The 17,845-nt window shown below is 41.6% G+C and carries 20 protein-coding genes; 12 read left to right on the forward strand and 8 right to left on the reverse strand.

All coding sequences use genetic code 11. The features are described from left to right. The first annotated feature begins 2 nt into the window (after positions 1-2). The 5 genes from accB to HPE56_RS19035 all read left to right on the forward strand — a co-directional run bounded on the left by accB (position 3) and on the right by HPE56_RS19035 (position 4,391). Complete coding sequence (gene accB / locus HPE56_RS19015; protein ID WP_188245327.1) at positions 3-479, forward strand: acetyl-CoA carboxylase biotin carboxyl carrier protein; 477 nt, start codon at positions 3-5, stop codon at positions 477-479. 70 nt (positions 480-549) lie between these two features. Continuing rightward, positions 550-1,902 (forward strand): acetyl-CoA carboxylase biotin carboxylase subunit, encoded by a 1,353-nt coding sequence (gene accC, locus HPE56_RS19020; protein ID WP_188245328.1) that lies wholly within the window; start codon positions 550-552, stop codon positions 1,900-1,902. A gap of 47 nt (positions 1,903-1,949) precedes the next feature. Beyond that, positions 1,950-3,065 (forward strand): NAD(P)/FAD-dependent oxidoreductase, encoded by a 1,116-nt coding sequence (locus HPE56_RS19025; RefSeq protein WP_188245329.1) that lies wholly within the window; start codon positions 1,950-1,952, stop codon positions 3,063-3,065. Between the two features lie 165 nt (positions 3,066-3,230). Beyond that, on the forward strand, positions 3,231-3,878 hold the full coding sequence (locus HPE56_RS19030) for a hypothetical protein (protein WP_188245330.1): 648 nt from the start codon (positions 3,231-3,233) through the stop codon (positions 3,876-3,878). A gap of 54 nt (positions 3,879-3,932) precedes the next feature. Then, entirely contained in the window at positions 3,933-4,391 is a 459-nt protein-coding gene (locus HPE56_RS19035) for a 3-oxoacyl-ACP synthase (RefSeq protein ID WP_188245331.1), read from the forward strand. A 5-nt stretch (positions 4,392-4,396) separates the two neighbouring features. Here HPE56_RS19035 and arfB read toward each other — a convergent pair whose 3' ends face one another. The 7 genes from arfB to HPE56_RS19070 form a co-directional block, all read right to left on the reverse strand. Beyond that, positions 4,397-4,801 carry an alternative ribosome rescue aminoacyl-tRNA hydrolase ArfB gene (gene arfB, locus HPE56_RS19040; RefSeq protein ID WP_188245332.1) on the reverse strand — a complete coding sequence of 135 codons (405 nt, stop codon included), beginning with the start codon at positions 4,799-4,801 and terminating at the stop codon, positions 4,397-4,399. Then, positions 4,798-5,781 carry an ABC transporter ATP-binding protein gene (locus tag HPE56_RS19045; RefSeq protein WP_188245333.1) on the reverse strand — a complete coding sequence of 328 codons (984 nt, stop codon included), beginning with the start codon at positions 5,779-5,781 and terminating at the stop codon, positions 4,798-4,800. The genes arfB and HPE56_RS19045 overlap by 4 nt, the downstream gene beginning before the upstream one ends. 82 nt (positions 5,782-5,863) lie before the next feature. After that, a complete protein-coding gene (locus tag HPE56_RS19050) occupies positions 5,864-8,020 on the reverse strand; it encodes a prolyl oligopeptidase family serine peptidase (RefSeq protein WP_188245334.1) in 2,157 nt (718 codons plus the stop codon). Between the two features lie 101 nt (positions 8,021-8,121). Continuing rightward, positions 8,122-9,111: an aspartate-semialdehyde dehydrogenase gene (locus HPE56_RS19055; protein WP_188245335.1), complete on the reverse strand. Its 990-nt coding sequence runs from the start codon at positions 9,109-9,111 to the stop codon at positions 8,122-8,124. 246 nt (positions 9,112-9,357) lie between these two features. Next, on the reverse strand, positions 9,358-9,762 hold the full coding sequence (mscL, locus tag HPE56_RS19060; protein ID WP_188245336.1) for a large conductance mechanosensitive channel protein MscL: 405 nt from the start codon (positions 9,760-9,762) through the stop codon (positions 9,358-9,360). An 82-nt stretch (positions 9,763-9,844) separates the two neighbouring features. Then, positions 9,845-10,954 carry an alanine racemase gene (alr, locus tag HPE56_RS19065; protein ID WP_188245337.1) on the reverse strand — a complete coding sequence of 370 codons (1,110 nt, stop codon included), beginning with the start codon at positions 10,952-10,954 and terminating at the stop codon, positions 9,845-9,847. After that, a complete protein-coding gene (locus tag HPE56_RS19070) occupies positions 10,938-11,591 on the reverse strand; it encodes a thymidine kinase (protein ID WP_188245338.1) in 654 nt (217 codons plus the stop codon). The genes alr and HPE56_RS19070 overlap by 17 nt, the downstream gene beginning before the upstream one ends. 102 nt (positions 11,592-11,693) lie before the next feature. Here HPE56_RS19070 and HPE56_RS19075 point away from each other — a divergent pair, with 102 nt between their 5' ends. From HPE56_RS19075 to HPE56_RS19085, 3 genes are all read left to right on the forward strand, one after another. Then, complete coding sequence (locus HPE56_RS19075; RefSeq protein ID WP_188245339.1) at positions 11,694-12,383, forward strand: hypothetical protein; 690 nt, start codon at positions 11,694-11,696, stop codon at positions 12,381-12,383. Positions 12,384-12,454: 71 nt separating this feature from the next. Further along, on the forward strand, positions 12,455-13,129 hold the full coding sequence (gene rsmI / locus HPE56_RS19080) for a 16S rRNA (cytidine(1402)-2'-O)-methyltransferase (protein WP_188245340.1): 675 nt from the start codon (positions 12,455-12,457) through the stop codon (positions 13,127-13,129). Further along, complete coding sequence (locus HPE56_RS19085; RefSeq protein ID WP_188245341.1) at positions 13,129-13,698, forward strand: uracil-DNA glycosylase family protein; 570 nt, start codon at positions 13,129-13,131, stop codon at positions 13,696-13,698. The genes rsmI and HPE56_RS19085 overlap by 1 nt, the downstream gene beginning before the upstream one ends. 437 nt (positions 13,699-14,135) lie before the next feature. Here HPE56_RS19085 and HPE56_RS19090 read toward each other — a convergent pair whose 3' ends face one another. After that, on the reverse strand, positions 14,136-14,738 hold the full coding sequence (locus tag HPE56_RS19090; RefSeq protein WP_188245342.1) for a carboxymuconolactone decarboxylase family protein: 603 nt from the start codon (positions 14,736-14,738) through the stop codon (positions 14,136-14,138). Positions 14,739-14,787: 49 nt separating this feature from the next. Between HPE56_RS19090 and HPE56_RS19095 the strand changes: the two genes are divergently transcribed. The 4 genes from HPE56_RS19095 to HPE56_RS19110 all read left to right on the forward strand — a co-directional run bounded on the left by HPE56_RS19095 (position 14,788) and on the right by HPE56_RS19110 (position 17,839). Then, positions 14,788-15,213: an OsmC family protein gene (locus HPE56_RS19095; protein ID WP_188245343.1), complete on the forward strand. Its 426-nt coding sequence runs from the start codon at positions 14,788-14,790 to the stop codon at positions 15,211-15,213. Between the two features lie 112 nt (positions 15,214-15,325). After that, positions 15,326-15,697 carry a four helix bundle protein gene (locus HPE56_RS19100; RefSeq protein ID WP_317173232.1) on the forward strand — a complete coding sequence of 124 codons (372 nt, stop codon included), beginning with the start codon at positions 15,326-15,328 and terminating at the stop codon, positions 15,695-15,697. A 70-nt stretch (positions 15,698-15,767) separates the two neighbouring features. Continuing rightward, positions 15,768-17,456 (forward strand): single-stranded-DNA-specific exonuclease RecJ, encoded by a 1,689-nt coding sequence (gene recJ, locus HPE56_RS19105; RefSeq protein WP_188245344.1) that lies wholly within the window; start codon positions 15,768-15,770, stop codon positions 17,454-17,456. Further along, complete coding sequence (locus tag HPE56_RS19110; protein ID WP_188245345.1) at positions 17,453-17,839, forward strand: VOC family protein; 387 nt, start codon at positions 17,453-17,455, stop codon at positions 17,837-17,839. Before recJ ends, HPE56_RS19110 begins: the two co-directional genes overlap by 4 nt. The last annotated feature ends 6 nt before the right edge of the window (positions 17,840-17,845 follow it).

Below are 17,845 nucleotides of genomic sequence, written 5' to 3' on the forward strand. Positions count from 1 at the left end.
CCATGGATATTAAAGAAATTCAAAGTCTAATAAAGTTTGTCGCCAAATCAGGGGCGAGTGAGGTGAAATTGGAAACCGATGATATTAAGATCACCATTAGAACAGGTTCAGCAACCAGTGGTCATGAGACTACTTATGTGCATCAAGTGCCGGTTGCCCAAGCACCCTTGGCACCAGTTGCTACTGAGGCACCTGCACCTACAGCCGCAGATCAAGCCAAGGCTGAAGAGGCTTCTAAATTCATAACCATCAAATCACCGATTATTGGTACATTCTACAGAAAACCTTCGCCTGATAAACCTTCATTTGTAGAAGTGGGGTCGACTATAGCCAAAGGGGATGTGCTTTGTGTTATTGAAGCGATGAAATTATTCAATGATATTGAATCTGAAGTTTCTGGTAAGATTGTTAAGATATTGGTCGATGATGCATCTCCGGTAGAGTTTGATCAACCTTTATTCTTGGTTGATCCATCTTAGTGCATTTTAAGTTGAAAATAGGTGCACTGCACTATTTAAAACGGAATGCTTAAACTTAAAACGACAGAAGATGTTCAAAAAAATACTTATTGCAAATAGGGGTGAGATTGCACTGCGAATTATTCGGACCTGTAAGGAAATGGGAATAAAGACCGTAGCTGTATATTCAAAAGCCGATGAGGAAAGTTTACATGTACGGTTTGCAGATGAGGCTGTTTGTATTGGTCCTGCACCGAGTAGCGAATCCTATCTTAAAATTCCAAATATTATTGCGGCGGCGGAAATAACCAATGCCGATGCCATTCACCCAGGGTATGGCTTCCTATCTGAAAACTCAAAATTCTCCAAGATATGTGCCGAGCACGATATTAAGTTCATTGGGGCTTCGGGAGAGCATATTGATCGTATGGGCGATAAGGCTTCGGCCAAGGAAACCATGAAAAAAGCGGGTGTTCCTACCGTTCCAGGGTCTGAGGGTCTATTGAAAGACGTAGCTGATGCCAAGAAGGTGGCCAAAAAAATGGGTTATCCCGTTATGATTAAGGCAACTGCCGGTGGTGGTGGTAAGGGAATGCGTGCCGTTTGGAAAGAGGAAGATATGGAAGACCTCTTCGATAGTGCGGTTCAGGAAGCTACTGCTGCTTTTGGCAATGGTGGAATGTATATGGAAAAATTGATTGAGGAACCACGCCATATTGAAATTCAGATTATCGGTGATCAATACGGTAAGGCATGCCATTTGTCTGAACGGGATTGTTCCATACAACGAAGGCATCAAAAACTTACAGAGGAAACCCCTTCACCCTATATGACCGATAAACTTCGGGAAGATATGGGTAATGCTGCCGTAAAAGCCGCGGAATTTATTAAATACGAAGGAGCGGGCACTATAGAATTTCTAGTCGATAAGCACCGGAATTTCTTTTTTATGGAAATGAACACCCGTATCCAAGTAGAGCATCCGATTACAGAACAGGTTGTTGATTACGATTTGATTCGGGAGCAGATTTTGGTAGCTGGTGGAGTTCCAATCTCCGGGAAAAATTATTATCCGAAATTACACGCTATAGAATGTAGGATCAATGCCGAGGATCCTTATAATAATTTTAGGCCTTCACCAGGTAGAATTACGACACTTCATACCCCAGGGGGCCATGGTGTGCGTATGGATACCCATGTGTATAGTGGTTATACGATTCCACCCAATTACGATTCTATGATTGCGAAGTTGATTACCACGGCCCAAACCCGGGAAGAGGCAATCAATAAAATGAAACGGGCACTGGATGAATTTGTTATTGAAGGGGTGAAAACCACCATACCTTTTCACAGACAGCTCATGGTGCATCCCGATTATCTGGCGGGTAACTATACCACCAAGTTCATGGAGGATTTTGTAATGGATCCCCCACCGGAAGAATAAAATGCAAGGCCCTGACAAAATCGTCAGGGTTTTTTTTATCTTACCGTATGAACCTGAGCTATTGGGAATATAAAACATGGTTGTCCAATATCGATTATACCATTGTGGGTAGTGGCATTGTTGGGCTGAATTGCGCCCTGGTCTTACGTCAAAAATATCCACTGGCTAAAATTGTAGTGCTCGAAAAGGGTATTTTACCAGAGGGGGCAAGTACCAAAAATGCCGGTTTCGCTTGTTTTGGTAGTATTTCCGAGATAATCGCTGATATAAACCGTCATTCTGAGGACGAAGTGGTGCAATTGGTAGGTCAACGATGGAACGGAATACAATTACTGCGAAAGAACTTAGGTGATTCCGCTATTGGTTATCTACAGTATGGGGGCCACGAGCTCTTTATGGAGAACAAGGAAGAGCTGTATACCACATGTAGGGAAAGCCTTGAAAGGGTAAACACCCTTTTGAAACCGGTTTTCAAAAAGTCGGCATTTCAATTACAAGAGAACCGATTCCATTTTAAAAATATTAAGGAGCAGTACATTACAAATATCCTTGAGGCCCAGATTGATACCGGTACAATGATGAAGTCCCTCCTACATTTGGTTGCCAAAAACGATATTCGGGTTTGGAATGCCATACAGGTCGAGGAATTTCAAGAAACCGGTAACGGGGTGGAGGTAAGGACAAATGCTTTTGCCTATACAACCAAGAAATTAATGATTGCTACGAATGGGTTTGCTTCCCAACTTATAAAAGAAAAGGTGCAACCTGCACGTGCCCAGGTCCTGGTAACAAAACCTATTCCCAATCTTCATGTCAAGGGAACTTTCCATTTGGATGAGGGTTATTACTATTTTAGGAACATCGATAACCGAATACTTTTCGGGGGAGGTCGTAATTTGGATTTTAAGGGAGAGGAAACCTATGAACAAAGCGAGACACCATTGATTCAAAACCGTTTGGATAAAATGTTGGCCGAAATCATTTTGCCCAATACACCTTTTGAGGTGGAAAGAAGATGGAGCGGAACGATGGGGGTTGGAACCGTAAAAAAGCCAATATTAAAACAACTTTCAAACAATGTGTATTGCGGTGTGCGATTGGGAGGAATGGGGGTGGCCATTGGCAGCCAAATAGGGCGTGATTTGGCGGAACTTTCGTTTTAGAAATTACCCATTGTACATTTTTATTTTTATATTGTAGGTCTGTTTGATCAGCGACCCGCCCTAGGTCTTATTCTGCCTCAAAATCATTTATAAGTGCTATGAATAATTGTTATCGATAGTATCCGTGTACTATCGATACGTTTTTTTTATTTAAAATGATTTTTTATGACCAAGAGTACATTGGGGGGATTTATTAAAACGGCTATCGCTGTTCTGTTTTTAATGGTTTTCGGTAGTTGCATTTCGTCCAAGTCCAATTATCAGCGGGAATATACGCGTCTGTGGAAAGAGATCATTAAATCGGAAGCCTGGAAAAATTCGTTGGTAGCCGATAATTCCAAGGAAAGACCCACATATGATCAACTTTATGCCACTACATCGGAAGACGTAATTCTAGAAGAAGATTACACCACACATTTGGATATGGAGGCACTTTTTGAAGTGCGTTTCGGGTCCTTGGTTTCAAGGGCTTATTTTAAGATCATTACAGAGGCAGAACATGCTGATAGCCGGTTAAGGGCGGAATATGATCGTTGGAATTCGATGCAACAGGATTCAAGTATAGCCAAGGACAGGACATTCAGAAAAGATCTTGGTAACGTCATAAAAAAGTACAATGCCCATAAACGAATGTTAGAGGGACTTAAATCATGGAATATTTTTAGTGAGTTTCGTTCCAATGATTTCGATTTCTTTAAGGCAGAGAACAAGAATGAAGTTTACAGAATGTATAGAACAGGTAGTACGGAGGATCATATAATCGGTTTTCTAATGTATCGATTGGCCGATTTGTACCACAATGAGACTCGATGAGGTTTGATATGGAATATCCTAAGTTTACTGATTATCGAATTTAATTATTGATTAATGAACAGTCTAGACCTAAAAAAGAACTTGTATAAATTCTGTATGGATTTTGTACAGGAACGTATTTTCCGGATCCAATCCCAAATGGAAGAAGTTCAAGAAGCTTTGACCTCAGAAACGAAAAGTAGTGCCGGGGACAAGCATGAGACAGGAAGGGCCATGCTTCAATTGGAAAGGGAAAAATTAGGCAAGCAATTGTCAGAGGCTGAGAATATGAAACAAGTATTGGATAAGGTTGATATATCCTCGAAAAAGGAAATAGCTTCCTTGGGTAGTTTGGTAAAGACAGCTGGGGCACATTACTTTTTGGCTATCTCTGCAGGGGAATATAAAATAGGATCTGAAAGGTATTATTGCATTTCCTTGAATACCCCAATTGGCATTATGCTGTTTGGGAAAGGTGTGGGCGATACCATTAATTTTAATGGGAATGAACTACGAATTTTGGAAATCGTTTAAATAGGTCAATCCAATTTTGGCCGACCACGGTTTGCCTTTTTTAAGGCATCTTTTTTCTTTTTGCGCAATCTTTTTTCTACCGATGATCTCGACGGTTTTGTCTTTCTGCGCTTTTTTTTGATTTTAATGGCATTCTCCAAGAGCTCCAAAAAACGTTTGATAACCAGTTCCTTGTTTTTTAATTGACTCCGGGTGGCATCGGCTTGTAGCATCAATATATTGTCCTTGGTGAGTCTATTGGCAAGTTTGTGGAGTACACGTTCTTTTTCGATGGATGAAAGTGCGCTGGAGTTGGCAACATCAAAGGCAAGTTCCACTTTCGTCGAAACTTTATTCACATGTTGTCCGCCTGCCCCACTGCTTCTGACCGCTTTTAAATTCAGTTCTTGGAGTAGGCCGGCTTTATTCATGATGACTGTATATTCAAACGTTGGTTTATGGTATCGATCGAAACATTCAAAAATACTTTTTTATAGGCTTCCAAGGCTGACCCATGGTTGAAAAAGATGCTTTGTCCTTCGTAGAGACCTTCAATCATAAAATACCCGCCCTTATAGTATGAACGCTTTACTTTGACCTCCAATCCCGATTTTTGGGATACCCTAAATTCATGGGCGTAAACAATGATACGACGTTGGGTGTCGGCATAGGATTTAATAATATTAATGGGTATTAGATTTGCTTCACCGAATAAACCTGCGATATATAGGTCTTTAGGATGTTCAAACAAATTCTTCGGGGTATCCTTGGCAATGATCTTCCCGTTTTTCAGTACCACCACGGTATCGGCAAAAGGCAGCATATCATTGTGGTCGTGGGTAGCCGTGATTACCGTCACCCCTTTTTCCTTTAGATAGCCGAAAAGGTTTCGACGGAGGCTATTTTTCCGAAAGTTGTCGATATGGCTAAAAGGTTCGTCGAGTAGCAGTACCTCGGGACGTTGGGCTAGGACCCGTGCCAAGGCCACGCGTTGTTGTTGTCCACCACTTAAATATTTGACCTTTACCTTGGCAAATTCGGTCAACTCGATCATCTCGAGTAATTCTTGTGTGCGTTCCTTGAGCCGCTCGGGTTCAAAGACCGATAAAAACTGACTCACATTTTCCTCGACCATGGTAAAAGGCATAAGGTCAAAATCCTGGGACAGGTATTTCATGTAAGGCTCGCCCGGTACCAAATTGAAATTGGGACCCAAAATCCGGTTGTCATCCCAAAATAATGCCCCGTCCTCAACATGTAAAAGTCCGTAAATGATCTTTAATAAGGTGCTCTTGCCACAACCGCTTTCGCCAATAATAGAGACATGTTGACCCTGCTGCACTTTTAGATCGATGTCCTCAAGAACAGGGGAAGTATTGTAACGAAAGGAAACATGGTCTAAAAGCAGCATAAAATAGTTCTTTTTAAAGGTATAAAAGTCCGTCTCAAAAGGGAAACGGACTTTGCGTTATTATATTGATGCAAAATTTGTATTATTCCTTGAATTCTTTAAATACCGCTTTATTCGGTAGTTCCTCATACCCCATGTTGTACAGGGTAAACCCAAAAATGTCTGCATATTGCTCTATGGTTTTGCTAACGGGAGTACCCGCACCATGACCGGCATTGGTTTCTATTCGAATCAATGTTGGGTTTGAACCTATTTGTTTCGCTTGGAGTTCCGCTGCAAACTTAAAACTATGGGCGGGCACCACCCGATCATCGTGGTCACCAGTGGTTATCAGGGTGGCGGGATATTCAGTTCCTTCTTTTACATTGTGTACAGGAGAATATCCCTTGAGGTATTCGAACATTTCCTTACTGTCTTCCGATGTGCCATAATCATAGGCCCAACCTGCACCTGCCGTAAAGGTATGGTAGCGTAACATATCCAAGACCCCAACGGCAGGCAAGGCCACCTTCATCAAATCCGGGCGTTGGGTCATGGTGGCTCCAACTAGTAGTCCACCATTACTGCCCCCGCGAATGGCCAAGTAGTCTTTGGAGGTATACTTATTGGCAATTAGGTATTCGGCAGCGGCAATAAAATCGTCAAAAACATTTTGCTTTTTGGTCTTGATACCTGCATCGTGCCATTTTTTACCGTATTCCCCACCCCCTCTAAGATTTGGAACGGCATATATGCCTCCTTGTTCCATCCAAACCGCATTCCCAATACTGAAAGATGGGGTTAGGCTGATGTTGAAACCGCCATAGCCATAAAGAATCGTTGGATTCTTTCCATTCAACTCCAACCCTTTTTTATAGGTGATGATCATAGGTATTTTGGTGCCATCCTTTGAGTTGTAGAATACCTGGTGCGATTCGTAATCCTCTGGATTGAAATCTATTTCCGGTTTCCAATATTGTAGGTATTCCCCATTTTCTACATTGTATTTATACGAAGAGCCTGGCGTATTGTAATTGGTGAACGAAAAATAAAATTCCTTATCCTCTTTCTTTCCACCAAAACCGGAGGCGCTACCCAAACCGGGTAATTGTACCTCACGAACCAATTTGCCATCATAATCATACTGGAATACTTTTGAAATGGCATCTACCATGTATTCGGCAAAGAAATACCCGCCACCAGTATTTGGGGAGAGTACATTTTCTGTTTCAGGGATAAAATCCACCCAATGTTCAGGTGTGGGATTTGAAGCATCCACAGTGACGATTTTCTGGTTAGGGGCATTTAAATTGGTAACGATATACAGTTTTGAACCTACATTGTCGATGACATGACTATCGGTTTCGGTATCATCCAAAATGGTTTGAAGCTTTGCATTGGGTTGGGTCAAATCTTTTATAAAAAGCTTGTTCCCGGAGGTAGAGATCGAGGCGGAGATATACAAATAACGATTATCCTTACTGACGCTAGCGAAAACATACCGATGCTTTTCCGCAGGTTTGGCTCCATAAATAACCTGATCCTCCTTTTGTGGAGTACCTATCTTATGGTAATATACTTTGTGCTGGTCTGTTTTGGCAGAAAGTTCGCTTCCTTTGGGTTTGTCATAACTGGAATAATAAAAACCATCATTGCCTTTCCAGGAAACGCCACTGAACTTGATATCGATCAAGGTGTCTTCGACAATTTCCTTGGTTTTGGCATTTAAAACGATGGCTTTACGCCAATCACTACCGCCTTCCGAGATAAGGTAGGCAGCCATGGAACCGTCCTCGGTAAAATGGAGTCCGGCCAAGGAAGTAGTGCCATCTTCGGAGAAGGTATTGGGGTCTAAAAACACCTCTGGTTCCCCTTCGCCTTTTTGGCGATAAACCACGTATTGGTTCTGTAGTCCATCATTCTTATAAAAATAGGTGTAATCCCCTTCCTTGAATGGGGAGCCCAATTTTTCATAATTCCATAATTTTTCAAGTCGGTTCTTAAGGTCGGCCCGAAATGGTATTTTTTCCAAGTAGCCAAAAGTGGTGATATTCTGTTCCTTGACCCAAGCTTCGGTTTCGGGACTGCGATCATCCTCTAACCAACGATAGGGGTCTTTTACTTCACTTCCAAAATAAGTATCTACGGAATCGGCTTTATGGGTGGTAGGGTAATTCACTGTTATGGGTTCTTTTTGGGTTGTGGTATTGCATGCACCAAGGAGAAGGGCAGCAACCGGAAATAATATGTATTTTTTCATGGACCATGAGATTAATTGGTCCTAAAATTAATACAAAAAAACCTTTGGAACTAATTCGTATCCAAAGGTTTTAGGCGTTAAGATTCTCTAGAAACTTGGTTCTAGACCAATTTGTTTTCGACTAAATATTCCGCGATTTGTACGGCATTCGTTGCGGCCCCTTTTCTAAGGTTATCGGCAACGATCCACATATTCAAGGTGTTTCTTTGGGTTTCATCCCTACGTATACGACCTACGAATACCTCGTCCTTATCATGGGCGTATATGGGCATGGGGTAGGTGTTGGTATCGGGATTGTCCTGAACCGTAACACCGGGTGTATTGTTTAATAATTGACGGACTTCGTTCAAATCAAAATCGTTTAGAAACTCAACGTTTACCGATTCTGAATGGCCACCGGCCGTAGGAATACGCACGGCGGTTGCCGAAACGGAGAAAGTTCTGTCATTGAATATTTTTTGGGGCTCTTGGGCCAATTTCATTTCTTCCTTGGTATACCCATTTTCTAGGAATACGTCGCAATGTGGCAAAGCATTACGACTTATGGGATAGGGATAAGCCATTTCACCCTTAACTCCGGCAATCTCATTCTCCAATTGTTGAACGGCTTTTACGCCGGTTCCTGAAACGGATTGGTAGGTAGAAACCACAACACGTTTCATTTTATACTTATTATGTAGAGGTGCCAAGGCCATCACCATTTGAATGGTAGAGCAATTGGGATTGGCTATGATCTTATCTTCTGATGTTAATTCGTTGGCATTGATCTCGGGTACGATCAATTTTTTAGTGGGATCCATACGCCAAGCAGAGGAATTGTCCACTACGGTGGTACCTACTGCAGCGAATTTTGGAGCCCATTCGGTGGAAGTATCCCCACCGGCCGAAAATATAGCAACATCGGGTTTGGCTGCAACAGCATCTGAAAGACCTATAACGGTATGGTCTTCTCCCTTATATTTTAATATCTTACCTACAGAACGTTCTGACGCTACCAATAATAATTCGGTAATAGGGAAATTACGTTCTGCCAATACTTTTAGCATTACTTCGCCAACCATTCCGGTGGCCCCGACAACTGCAACTTTCATAATTAATTTAATTTAGAAGGCAAATGTAGTTCATGCAATTAGATCGAACAAGACAAATCAGTTCTATTAATCAAAATATAACATAATGTTATAAATATAACAATCAATTGATTCATATGAATTAGGTTCCCCAGTAAGGCCATAATATCCACATACATAAATAAAAAAAACCGACCCTGATTAAGGATCGGTTAAGTTAATTTCCAGTGTAGCGGTTGCCAGTAGTAAAACTGGCATATATGTAGACTATTGTTTTTTCAACAAGTCCCTGATTTCAGCCAATAAATCTTCTTGACTTGGACCTGCTGGTGCAGCTGGTGCTGGTGGAGTTTTTGATTTGTTATAAGCCTTTACGATCATAAACATTACGAAACCTACGATCAATAAGTTAACGATGGTGTTAATCCATTTACCCCAACGAATTGCATTTTCAGCAACATATCCTTCCGCTCCTTCAACTCCGGAAGCCTCGGTCAATACAATTTTTAGGTTGGCAAAGTCCATACCTCCTGCGAAGTGACCTACAATCGGCATAATGATATCAGCTACAAATCCGTTTACTACAAGGCCTACGGCTCCTGCAAGAATAACAGCAACGGCAAAGTCAATTACATTGCCGGTCATAATAAAATTCTTGAATTCTTTTAACATTTTAGTGTTTTTTATAGTTAATTATTAATGTGCCTGCAATGTAGGCAAAAAAAGGGTTGCTAACAAAATGTTAAATAGTATTTTATTCCCCCTTCAATACCCTAGTAACCCTTTGTGATATAGCGGTTAACAGTTCATAGGAAATGGTATTTCCATAGGCCGCGAACGTATCTGCATTGGGGTGTTTGCCAAAAATGATGACCTCATCCCCTTCAGCGCATTGAATGTCGGTAACGTCGATCATGATCATGTCCATACAGACATTGCCTATAATGGGTGCCATTTTCCCATTGACATTGACAAAAGCCTTACCATTGCCGTATTGTCGACCAATGCCGTCGGCATGCCCAATGGGGAGTGTTGCTGTTACCCGTGGGGTATTAGAGGAATAGGCCCTGTTGTACCCTACACTTTCATGGGGTTCTATTTTATGGATTTGGGAAATAACCGTTTTTAAGGTCATTACAGGTTTTAATTGGGAATCGATATCAGGTTCATTGCCAAGACCATAAAGTCCGATACCACTACGGACCATGTTAAACTGGGCTTCAGGATAATTGATGATACCAGAGGTGTTGAGGATATGTTTAAGAGGGCTATAGCCCAGTTTTTCCTCAAATTCCAAGGCGATGTCAGTGAATGTATCAATCTGTTTTAGGGTAAACTCCCTTTCATTGGGATCCTCGGTGGCGGCCAAATGGGAAAGGATGGATGTGATTTTCAGTTCCTCCCTATCCTTGAGCTGATTTAGGATATAATCAACATCATTCCCTGAAAACCCCAAACGATTCAAACCGGTATTGAATTTTATATGAACCGGGTAATTCTTTTGATTGTTCTGTTTTGCGGCCGCTATGAACTCTTTTAAGATTTTGGGGGAATATAGGCTTGGCTCCAAGCAATTTTCGATAAGCGCATCAAAATGTATGGGTTGTGGGTGCAATACCAGAATAGGTTTGCCAATGCCGGCTTTACGCAGGGCAATTCCTTCCTTAGTGTAAGCAACAGCAAAATAATCAATGCCTAAAGCCTCCATTTTTTTGGCAATACTCGTTGCTTCGGAACCATAGGCGAAAGCCTTGACTACGGCTAAAAATTTAGTATCTGGTTTTAAACGGGACTTTAGATACTTAAAATTATGTTCTAGAGCATTAAGATCGATCTCTAAAACGGTTTCAAGGGTTTTTGGCATTGGTGTCTTTTTTAGTTTTAGGGATTTCCTCAACATCCACATCAATATCCCTTACCCTTTCCTTTAGCATTGCCTTGTAGTAGGCGGCCCTGCTCAAAGGTTCATATTCGTTGGTTTCCCCCAGCATGACCAAGTCATCACTACTAGCTTTTCTAAAACTATAGTTCGCTAAATTTCCGGTTCGTGTACAAACGGCATGTACTTTGGTCACATATTCGGCAGTTGCCATTAAAGCGGGCATAGGACCAAAGGGATTGCCTTTAAAATCCATGTCAAGACCAGCAACGATAACACGTATCCCTTTGTTGGCCAAATCATTACATACAGTTACGATTTCATCATCAAAAAATTGGGCTTCATCAATACCAATAACATCGCAGGTGTCAGCCAAAATACGGATATTGGCAGCGGCAGGTACCGGGGTAGAACGTATTTCGTTCGCATCGTGGGAGACCACCATGGCTTCATCGTATCGCGTATCGATCATAGGTTTAAAGATCTCAACCTTTTGTTTTGCGAATTGGGCGCGCTTTAGCCGACGGATCAATTCCTCGGTCTTACCGGAGAACATAGAGCCACAGATAACCTCTATCCAGCCGAATTGTTCTTCATGATTAACGGTATTTTCGAGAAACATTTTGTAATTTTAAGACGAAAATAAGGTCTTTTTTCGTTGTTTATAAATAGAAGGATAAAGTTATTCAAAATTGACCCACTTTTTTCCAAAAGAAAATAAAAGATGAAAAGAAAATTGAAAGAGGAATTGGTAAAAATGTCGAAGGACATAATCAATTCCAATAATTTAAATGAAATCAGTGAACTATATGAGACCGCAAAGAGCCTCTATGAAAAATTGGCGGTATTGAAATTCATTGAAGAAGAATTGAACGATATAGAGGTAGATGTGACCAAGAATGTAATTGCAGCCAAGTTTGAAAAGATGGCAAATGCGGTGTTGAGCGCCAATTCATCGGTACCTGAAAGTAATCCGCATGAGGAGGATATCATTACCCCAGGGATGCAGACCATCAAGGATATGGTCTCTGAGATGCCCAGTGGTGAAGGCATTGATGAGGTCTTGAAGGAGTTTATGGGCAAACCCCATGTAATGAAGGACGACAAGGAGTTGTTTACGCCTACTGCGGATAGTGGCATACAAAAGGATACAAAAGTAAAATCGCTGAATGATAAGTTGGCGGAAAAGGAGTTGAAAATCGATTTGAATAATCGCTTGGCCTTTGTAAAACATCTTTTTAATGATAGCACGGAAGATTACAACAGGGTATTATCACAATTGAACACCATAGATTCAGAGGAACGCAGTATTGCCTTTATTGATAATATGGTGAAACCCGATTATAACAACTGGAAAGGCAAGGAACAATATGAGGAGCGATTTAAGGCTTTAATAGCCCGTAAATTCTCTTAGATTGTTCAAATAAGGATTAATACTTTGGCCGAAAGTTGGTTTGGTAACTTTCGGCTATTTATTTTTAGTGCATGGGTAAACTGTATATTGTACCGACCCCGATTGGCAATCTTGAGGATATCACATTACGTGCCATAAGGGTTTTAAAGGAAGTTGAACTGGTCTTGGCGGAAGATACCCGTACCAGTGGCAAACTGTTGCACCATTTTGAAATTGGTACCCCAATGCAAAGTCACCATATGCACAATGAGCATAAAACGGTTGATAACCTGGTACAGCGACTAAAAAATAGCCTAGGTGATATCGCCTTGATTTCGGATGCGGGTACGCCGGCAATCTCTGACCCGGGATTTTTACTGACGAGGGCTTGTTTGGAGCACGGTATTGAAGTTGAATGTCTTCCTGGACCAACAGCATTCGTACCTGCCTTGGTGAACAGTGGGTTGCCCAACGACCGGTTTGTATTCGAAGGCTTTCTCCCGGTAAAAAAAGGAAGACAAACCCGATTGAAGCTTTTGGCAGAGGAAGCACGTACCATGATTTTTTACGAATCGCCCCATAAATTATTAAAGACCTTGACTCATTTTTCAGTGTATTTTGGGGAGGATCGATTGATTTCCGTTTCGCGTGAACTGACCAAACTCTATGAGGAGACCATTCGGGGTACGGTTAAGGAAGTCCTCGGGTATTATACCGAAAAGCCCCCCAAAGGTGAAATTGTAATTGTGGTTTCGGGAAAAAAATAATGCAAAAATTACTTTCGGAAATACGAAGTTGTGAACTGTGTAAGGCCCATTTGCCATTGGGACCTAACCCTATCGTGACCGCAGATCCAGCATCCAAAATTGTGATTATTGGGCAGGCCCCGGGAATAAAGGTGCATAAAACAGGAGTGCCATGGGACGACCCCAGTGGTAAACAACTTCGAAAATGGTTGGGTGTATCGGATCGGGACTTTTATGATGCCTCTAAGATAGCTTTAGTTCCGATGGGTTTCTGTTATCCGGGAAAAGGTAAGTCGGGCGATCTACCTCCCAGACCCGAATGTGCACCGCTGTGGCATAAACCATTACTTTCTAAAATGCCTAATGTGGAATTGGTCGTGGTTATTGGTATGTATGCACAAAAATACTATTTGGGAAATGAAGCCAAGAGAACACTCACTGAAACGGTGGGGGCTTATAAAACCTTTCTCCCTGATTATTTTCCTTTACCACATCCATCTCCAAGGAATCGATTCTGGTTGACAAAGAACCCTTGGTTTGAAGAAACGGTCATTCCTGAATTACAACATAGGGTCTCAAGATTGGTTTAGTGTTGTTGAGGTCAGGGGCTCATGTCATTTCAACCAAAGCCCGCTGGTCATATCATGGGATTTCTCCTCACTGTCGTTCGTTCGAAATGACTTATGGTTTTTTTATTTAATTCGAACATAGGAAGAACATTCTGACTATTACGTTACCCATGACTCTTGTTATTCACTAACGGCGTTATGTATGGTGGTCATTTCGATCAAAGGGAGAAGAAATCACATACTGCTGGTCATATCATGGGATTTCTCCTCACTGTCGTTCGTTCGAAATGACTTATGGTTTTTTTATTTAATTCGAACATAGGAAGAACATTCTGACTATTACGTTACCCATGACTCTTGTTATTCACTAAAGGCGCTATGTATGGTGGTCATTTCGACCAAAGGGAGAAATCACATCCTACTGGTCATAGCAGAAGAATTCTCCTCACGGTCATTACCTAATAGCTAGACCCATCATGTTTCCCTTTTTCCCATCCATATTTCCCCAAATACTCTTCACCACTTTCCACGGCGCCATTTTCAATGGAGGTTCCCATGGAATCGTTCCAACGGTTTAGGTAACCAAAGAGGGATATGACCCCGAGCATTTCCACAATCTCCCCTTCATCCCAATACCGATAAAGACGTTCCTTTATCTCGGCATTCACAGCATTCGGAACTTGGGATGCAGCTAGGGAAAAGTCCAACGCCGCCCGTTCCGCTTCCGAAAAAGCAGGATGGGTCCGGTATTCCCAAATATTATCCAATTGTTCCTGCTCGGCCCCGTATCGTTCCGCGGCCCGTATGGCGTGGGCCTGACAATAACGGCACCCTGCGGCATTGCTGCTTACCCAAGCGATCATCCGCTTTAAAGCCGAAGTAACCTTGCCCTCATTGGCCATTACCGCCTTGTTCAAGGTAATGAATGCTTTTGAAATGGCAGGCCGATGTTGCATCGTTAAAACGGAATTGGGGCAAAAGCCCAAGGTCTCGTTAAAGAACTCGGCTAGCTTTTTGGTCTCAGGATCATGCTGTGGGTCAAGGGGTGTTACGAGTGGCATATTTTTGTATTAATATCGTATTTTTACACTTTACAAGAAACGAAAAATTATGGGTACTACAAATCATATTACCACCAAATGGTTGGGCGGAATGGCCTTCGAAAGTAATAATCCCTCAGGACAGGATCTTCGAATCGATGCAGGGCCCGAAAATGGAGGTGAGGGTAATGGCTTTAGACCTAAAGCCCTGATGTTATCGGCCTTGGCCGGATGTTCAGGATTGGATGTTGCCTCACTTATAAAAAAGATGAAATTAAAGGTCGATGATTTCCAGATTGATACCATTGCCAATTTGACCGATGAACATCCAAAATATTACGATGCGGTAACCGTCGAATATCATTTTTATGGCAAGGATCTGGATGAAAAAAAATTGCAAAGGGCGGTTGACCTATCCGTGGAAAAATACTGTGGGGTTATGGAAATGTTTCGGGAATTTGCTAAGTTAGAGATCAAAACTGTTTTTCATCAATAAGAAAAAGTTCAAGAACAAGTCTAAAGTTCAGGAGCAAGTCTCAAGTTCAAGAACAAGTCTCAAGTTCAAGAGCAAGTTCAAGAGCAAGTTCAAGTTCAAGAGCAAGTCTTAAGTGCAAATAAAAGCAATAGTCATTTCTAACAAAAAATATGACATAGAGGATAGATTAGTGAAATTAGCGGCAAATGCCATTCTTTTCTGTAAAGATTTACCTCAAGATTTTACTGGGCAATATTATGGCAACCAATTGCTTCGTTCTTGCGGAAGTTCTGCCTTGAATTTTGGAGAAGCGCAAGGAACGAACACTAGTAGGGATTATATCCATAAGGCTAGTATTTGCTTGAAGGAGCTCAAGGAATCTAGGGTTAATCTAAAGATTTTAAATGAGGTTGATTATGGAACAGATTTGCGGCGAACCGATTTATTGGATGAAATAGAACAATTAATCAGAATCATTGCAACAATAATTAAAAATAAAAAATAGAAATCAAAATCGTCTATATTCAATTTACTTGAAACTTGAACTTGATTTTTGTGTTTGAACTAAACTTAATATGCGCTGGACGCTAAAACCAAAACCGGAACCACAGCAGATAGAACAACTTGCGAAAGCGTTGAAGGTTGATGGATTGGTGGCACAATTATTAGTGCAACGTGGAATTACAACCTATGCCGAAGCCAAAAAGTTCTTTCGACCGGAATTGACCGATTTACATGATCCCTTTTTAATGAAGGATATGGATTTGGCGGTGGCCAGGATCGAAAAAGCCATTGCTGCAGGTGAGAATATTCTGATCTATGGTGATTACGATGTGGATGGGACTACCTCGGTGGCATTGGTCTCTTCTTATTTGTTGACCTATTATCCGTATGTAGCTACCTATATCCCCGATAGATATGATGAAGGTTATGGGGTTTCCTATAAGGGAATTGATTTTGCCCATGATAATGGTTTTTCTTTGATTATCGCTCTGGATTGTGGAATAAAGGCCATCGAAAAGGTCGATTATGCTAAAGAGAAAGGAGTTGATTTTATTATTTGCGACCATCACCGACCCGGTAGCCAATTACCCAATGCCATTGCCGTTTTGGATGCAAAGAGGGATGATTGCTCCTATCCGTATGATGAACTTTGCGGATGTGGGGTGGGATTTAAATTAATTCAGGCTTTGGGCTCCCATCGTGGCGAAACCATTGACGATTTGGTCTATTATCTTGATTTAGTGGCTACTGCGATAGGAGCAGACATTGTGCCGATAACCGGGGAGAATCGAATATTGGCTTTTTATGGACTGAAGGTAATCAATGAGCAACCTAGGATAGGGTTTAAGGCCATCATCAATCAAATCAAGAAAAAGGAATTGACCATTACTGATGTGGTATTCGTTATAGCGCCGCGGATAAATGCTGCTGGGCGGATGAAGCATGGGCAACATGCGGTTAATTTACTTGTGGCGGAACATTTGGATGAGGCGGAACAATTTGCCAAGGAGATAGAACAATTCAATTTTGATAGAAAAAATCTTGATCGGGAAATAACGGCCGAAGCCTTGGCGCAGATTACGGAAAATGGGGAAGAAAAGCGATTTACTTCGGTGGTCTTTAAAGAAACTTGGCACAAAGGGGTAATAGGAATCGTCGCATCCCGTTTGATCGAGACTTTTTATAGGCCAACCTTGGTTTTTACCAAAAGCGGTGATCGGCTGGCAGCCTCTGCGCGTTCGGTCAAAGGATTTGATGTGTATAACGCCCTACAGGAATGCGCCGATTGTATTGAACAGTTCGGGGGCCATAAATATGCGGCTGGGTTGACCTTGTTGCCCGAGCAGTACCTTCCTTTCAAGGAAAAGTTTGAGAAAGTGGTGACCGAGAGCATTGAACCTCATTTGTTGACACCTGAGATTACGGTAGACGCCACGATTGCCTTAAATGACATTACCCCCAAATTACTTCGAATCATCCAACAGTTCGCTCCTTTTGGCCCAGGTAATATGACCCCTGTTTTTATGGCAGAAGGTTTACAGGATACGGGATATGCCAAAGGGGTTGGGGAAGAAGAGGCGCATTTAAAAGTACAGGTAACCCAAAACAGTGGTCGTAGAATAGGAGGTATAGGTTTTAATCTAGGGAATAAATTGGACTTGGTTACCGGCAATAAACCTTTTAATGCTGTTTTTACCATTGATGAAAATGAATGGCAAGGGAATATTAGCCTTCAATTGAAAATAAAAGACATTAAATGAAAATTGAACATCTTGCCATTTGGGTACAGGATTTGGAAAGGATAAAGGATTTCTATGGTACTTATTTTGGGGCTTTGGCGGGAGAAAAATATCACAATCCAAATAAAAATTTCACTTCTTATTTCTTAAGCTTTAACGAAGGGCCCCGTTTGGAATTGATGCATCGACCTGATATTGCCCATAGATTAGGTGATGTTCAGGAGTTAACCGGTCTCACCCATTTTGCAGTATCTGTTGGATCAAAGGAAAGGGTAGATGCCCTGACGGATAGATTGAGAAATTCTGGATTTAAAATCGTTGGCGAACCAAGAACCACAGGGGATGGTTATTACGAAAGTGTGGTCTTGGATCCGGAAAACAACAGAATTGAAATCACAGAATAAATAGCT

Source organism: Maribacter aquimaris (assembly GCF_014596745.1).
Classification (GTDB): domain Bacteria; phylum Bacteroidota; class Bacteroidia; order Flavobacteriales; family Flavobacteriaceae; genus Maribacter_A; species Maribacter_A aquimaris.

What these genes read in the sequence shown, in the direction of transcription:
- accB (WP_188245327.1), top strand. Translation starts at nt 3, where the DNA reads ATGGATATTAAAGAAATTCAAAGTCTAATAAAGTTTGTCGCCAAATCA.
- accC (WP_188245328.1), top strand. Translation starts at nt 550, where the DNA reads ATGTTCAAAAAAATACTTATTGCAAATAGGGGTGAGATTGCACTGCGA.
- HPE56_RS19025 (WP_188245329.1), top strand. Translation starts at nt 1,950, where the DNA reads ATGAACCTGAGCTATTGGGAATATAAAACATGGTTGTCCAATATCGAT.
- HPE56_RS19030 (WP_188245330.1), top strand. Translation starts at nt 3,231, where the DNA reads ATGACCAAGAGTACATTGGGGGGATTTATTAAAACGGCTATCGCTGTT.
- HPE56_RS19035 (WP_188245331.1), top strand. Translation starts at nt 3,933, where the DNA reads ATGAACAGTCTAGACCTAAAAAAGAACTTGTATAAATTCTGTATGGAT.
- arfB (WP_188245332.1), bottom strand. Translation starts at nt 4,801, where the DNA reads ATGAATAAAGCCGGCCTACTCCAAGAACTGAATTTAAAAGCGGTCAGA.
- HPE56_RS19045 (WP_188245333.1), bottom strand. Translation starts at nt 5,781, where the DNA reads ATGCTGCTTTTAGACCATGTTTCCTTTCGTTACAATACTTCCCCTGTT.
- HPE56_RS19050 (WP_188245334.1), bottom strand. Translation starts at nt 8,020, where the DNA reads ATGAAAAAATACATATTATTTCCGGTTGCTGCCCTTCTCCTTGGTGCA.
- HPE56_RS19055 (WP_188245335.1), bottom strand. Translation starts at nt 9,111, where the DNA reads ATGAAAGTTGCAGTTGTCGGGGCCACCGGAATGGTTGGCGAAGTAATG.
- mscL (WP_188245336.1), bottom strand. Translation starts at nt 9,762, where the DNA reads ATGTTAAAAGAATTCAAGAATTTTATTATGACCGGCAATGTAATTGAC.
- alr (WP_188245337.1), bottom strand. Translation starts at nt 10,954, where the DNA reads ATGCCAAAAACCCTTGAAACCGTTTTAGAGATCGATCTTAATGCTCTA.
- HPE56_RS19070 (WP_188245338.1), bottom strand. Translation starts at nt 11,591, where the DNA reads ATGTTTCTCGAAAATACCGTTAATCATGAAGAACAATTCGGCTGGATA.
- HPE56_RS19075 (WP_188245339.1), top strand. Translation starts at nt 11,694, where the DNA reads ATGAAAAGAAAATTGAAAGAGGAATTGGTAAAAATGTCGAAGGACATA.
- rsmI (WP_188245340.1), top strand. Translation starts at nt 12,455, where the DNA reads ATGGGTAAACTGTATATTGTACCGACCCCGATTGGCAATCTTGAGGAT.
- HPE56_RS19085 (WP_188245341.1), top strand. Translation starts at nt 13,129, where the DNA reads ATGCAAAAATTACTTTCGGAAATACGAAGTTGTGAACTGTGTAAGGCC.
- HPE56_RS19090 (WP_188245342.1), bottom strand. Translation starts at nt 14,738, where the DNA reads ATGCCACTCGTAACACCCCTTGACCCACAGCATGATCCTGAGACCAAA.
- HPE56_RS19095 (WP_188245343.1), top strand. Translation starts at nt 14,788, where the DNA reads ATGGGTACTACAAATCATATTACCACCAAATGGTTGGGCGGAATGGCC.
- recJ (WP_188245344.1), top strand. Translation starts at nt 15,768, where the DNA reads ATGCGCTGGACGCTAAAACCAAAACCGGAACCACAGCAGATAGAACAA.
- HPE56_RS19110 (WP_188245345.1), top strand. Translation starts at nt 17,453, where the DNA reads ATGAAAATTGAACATCTTGCCATTTGGGTACAGGATTTGGAAAGGATA.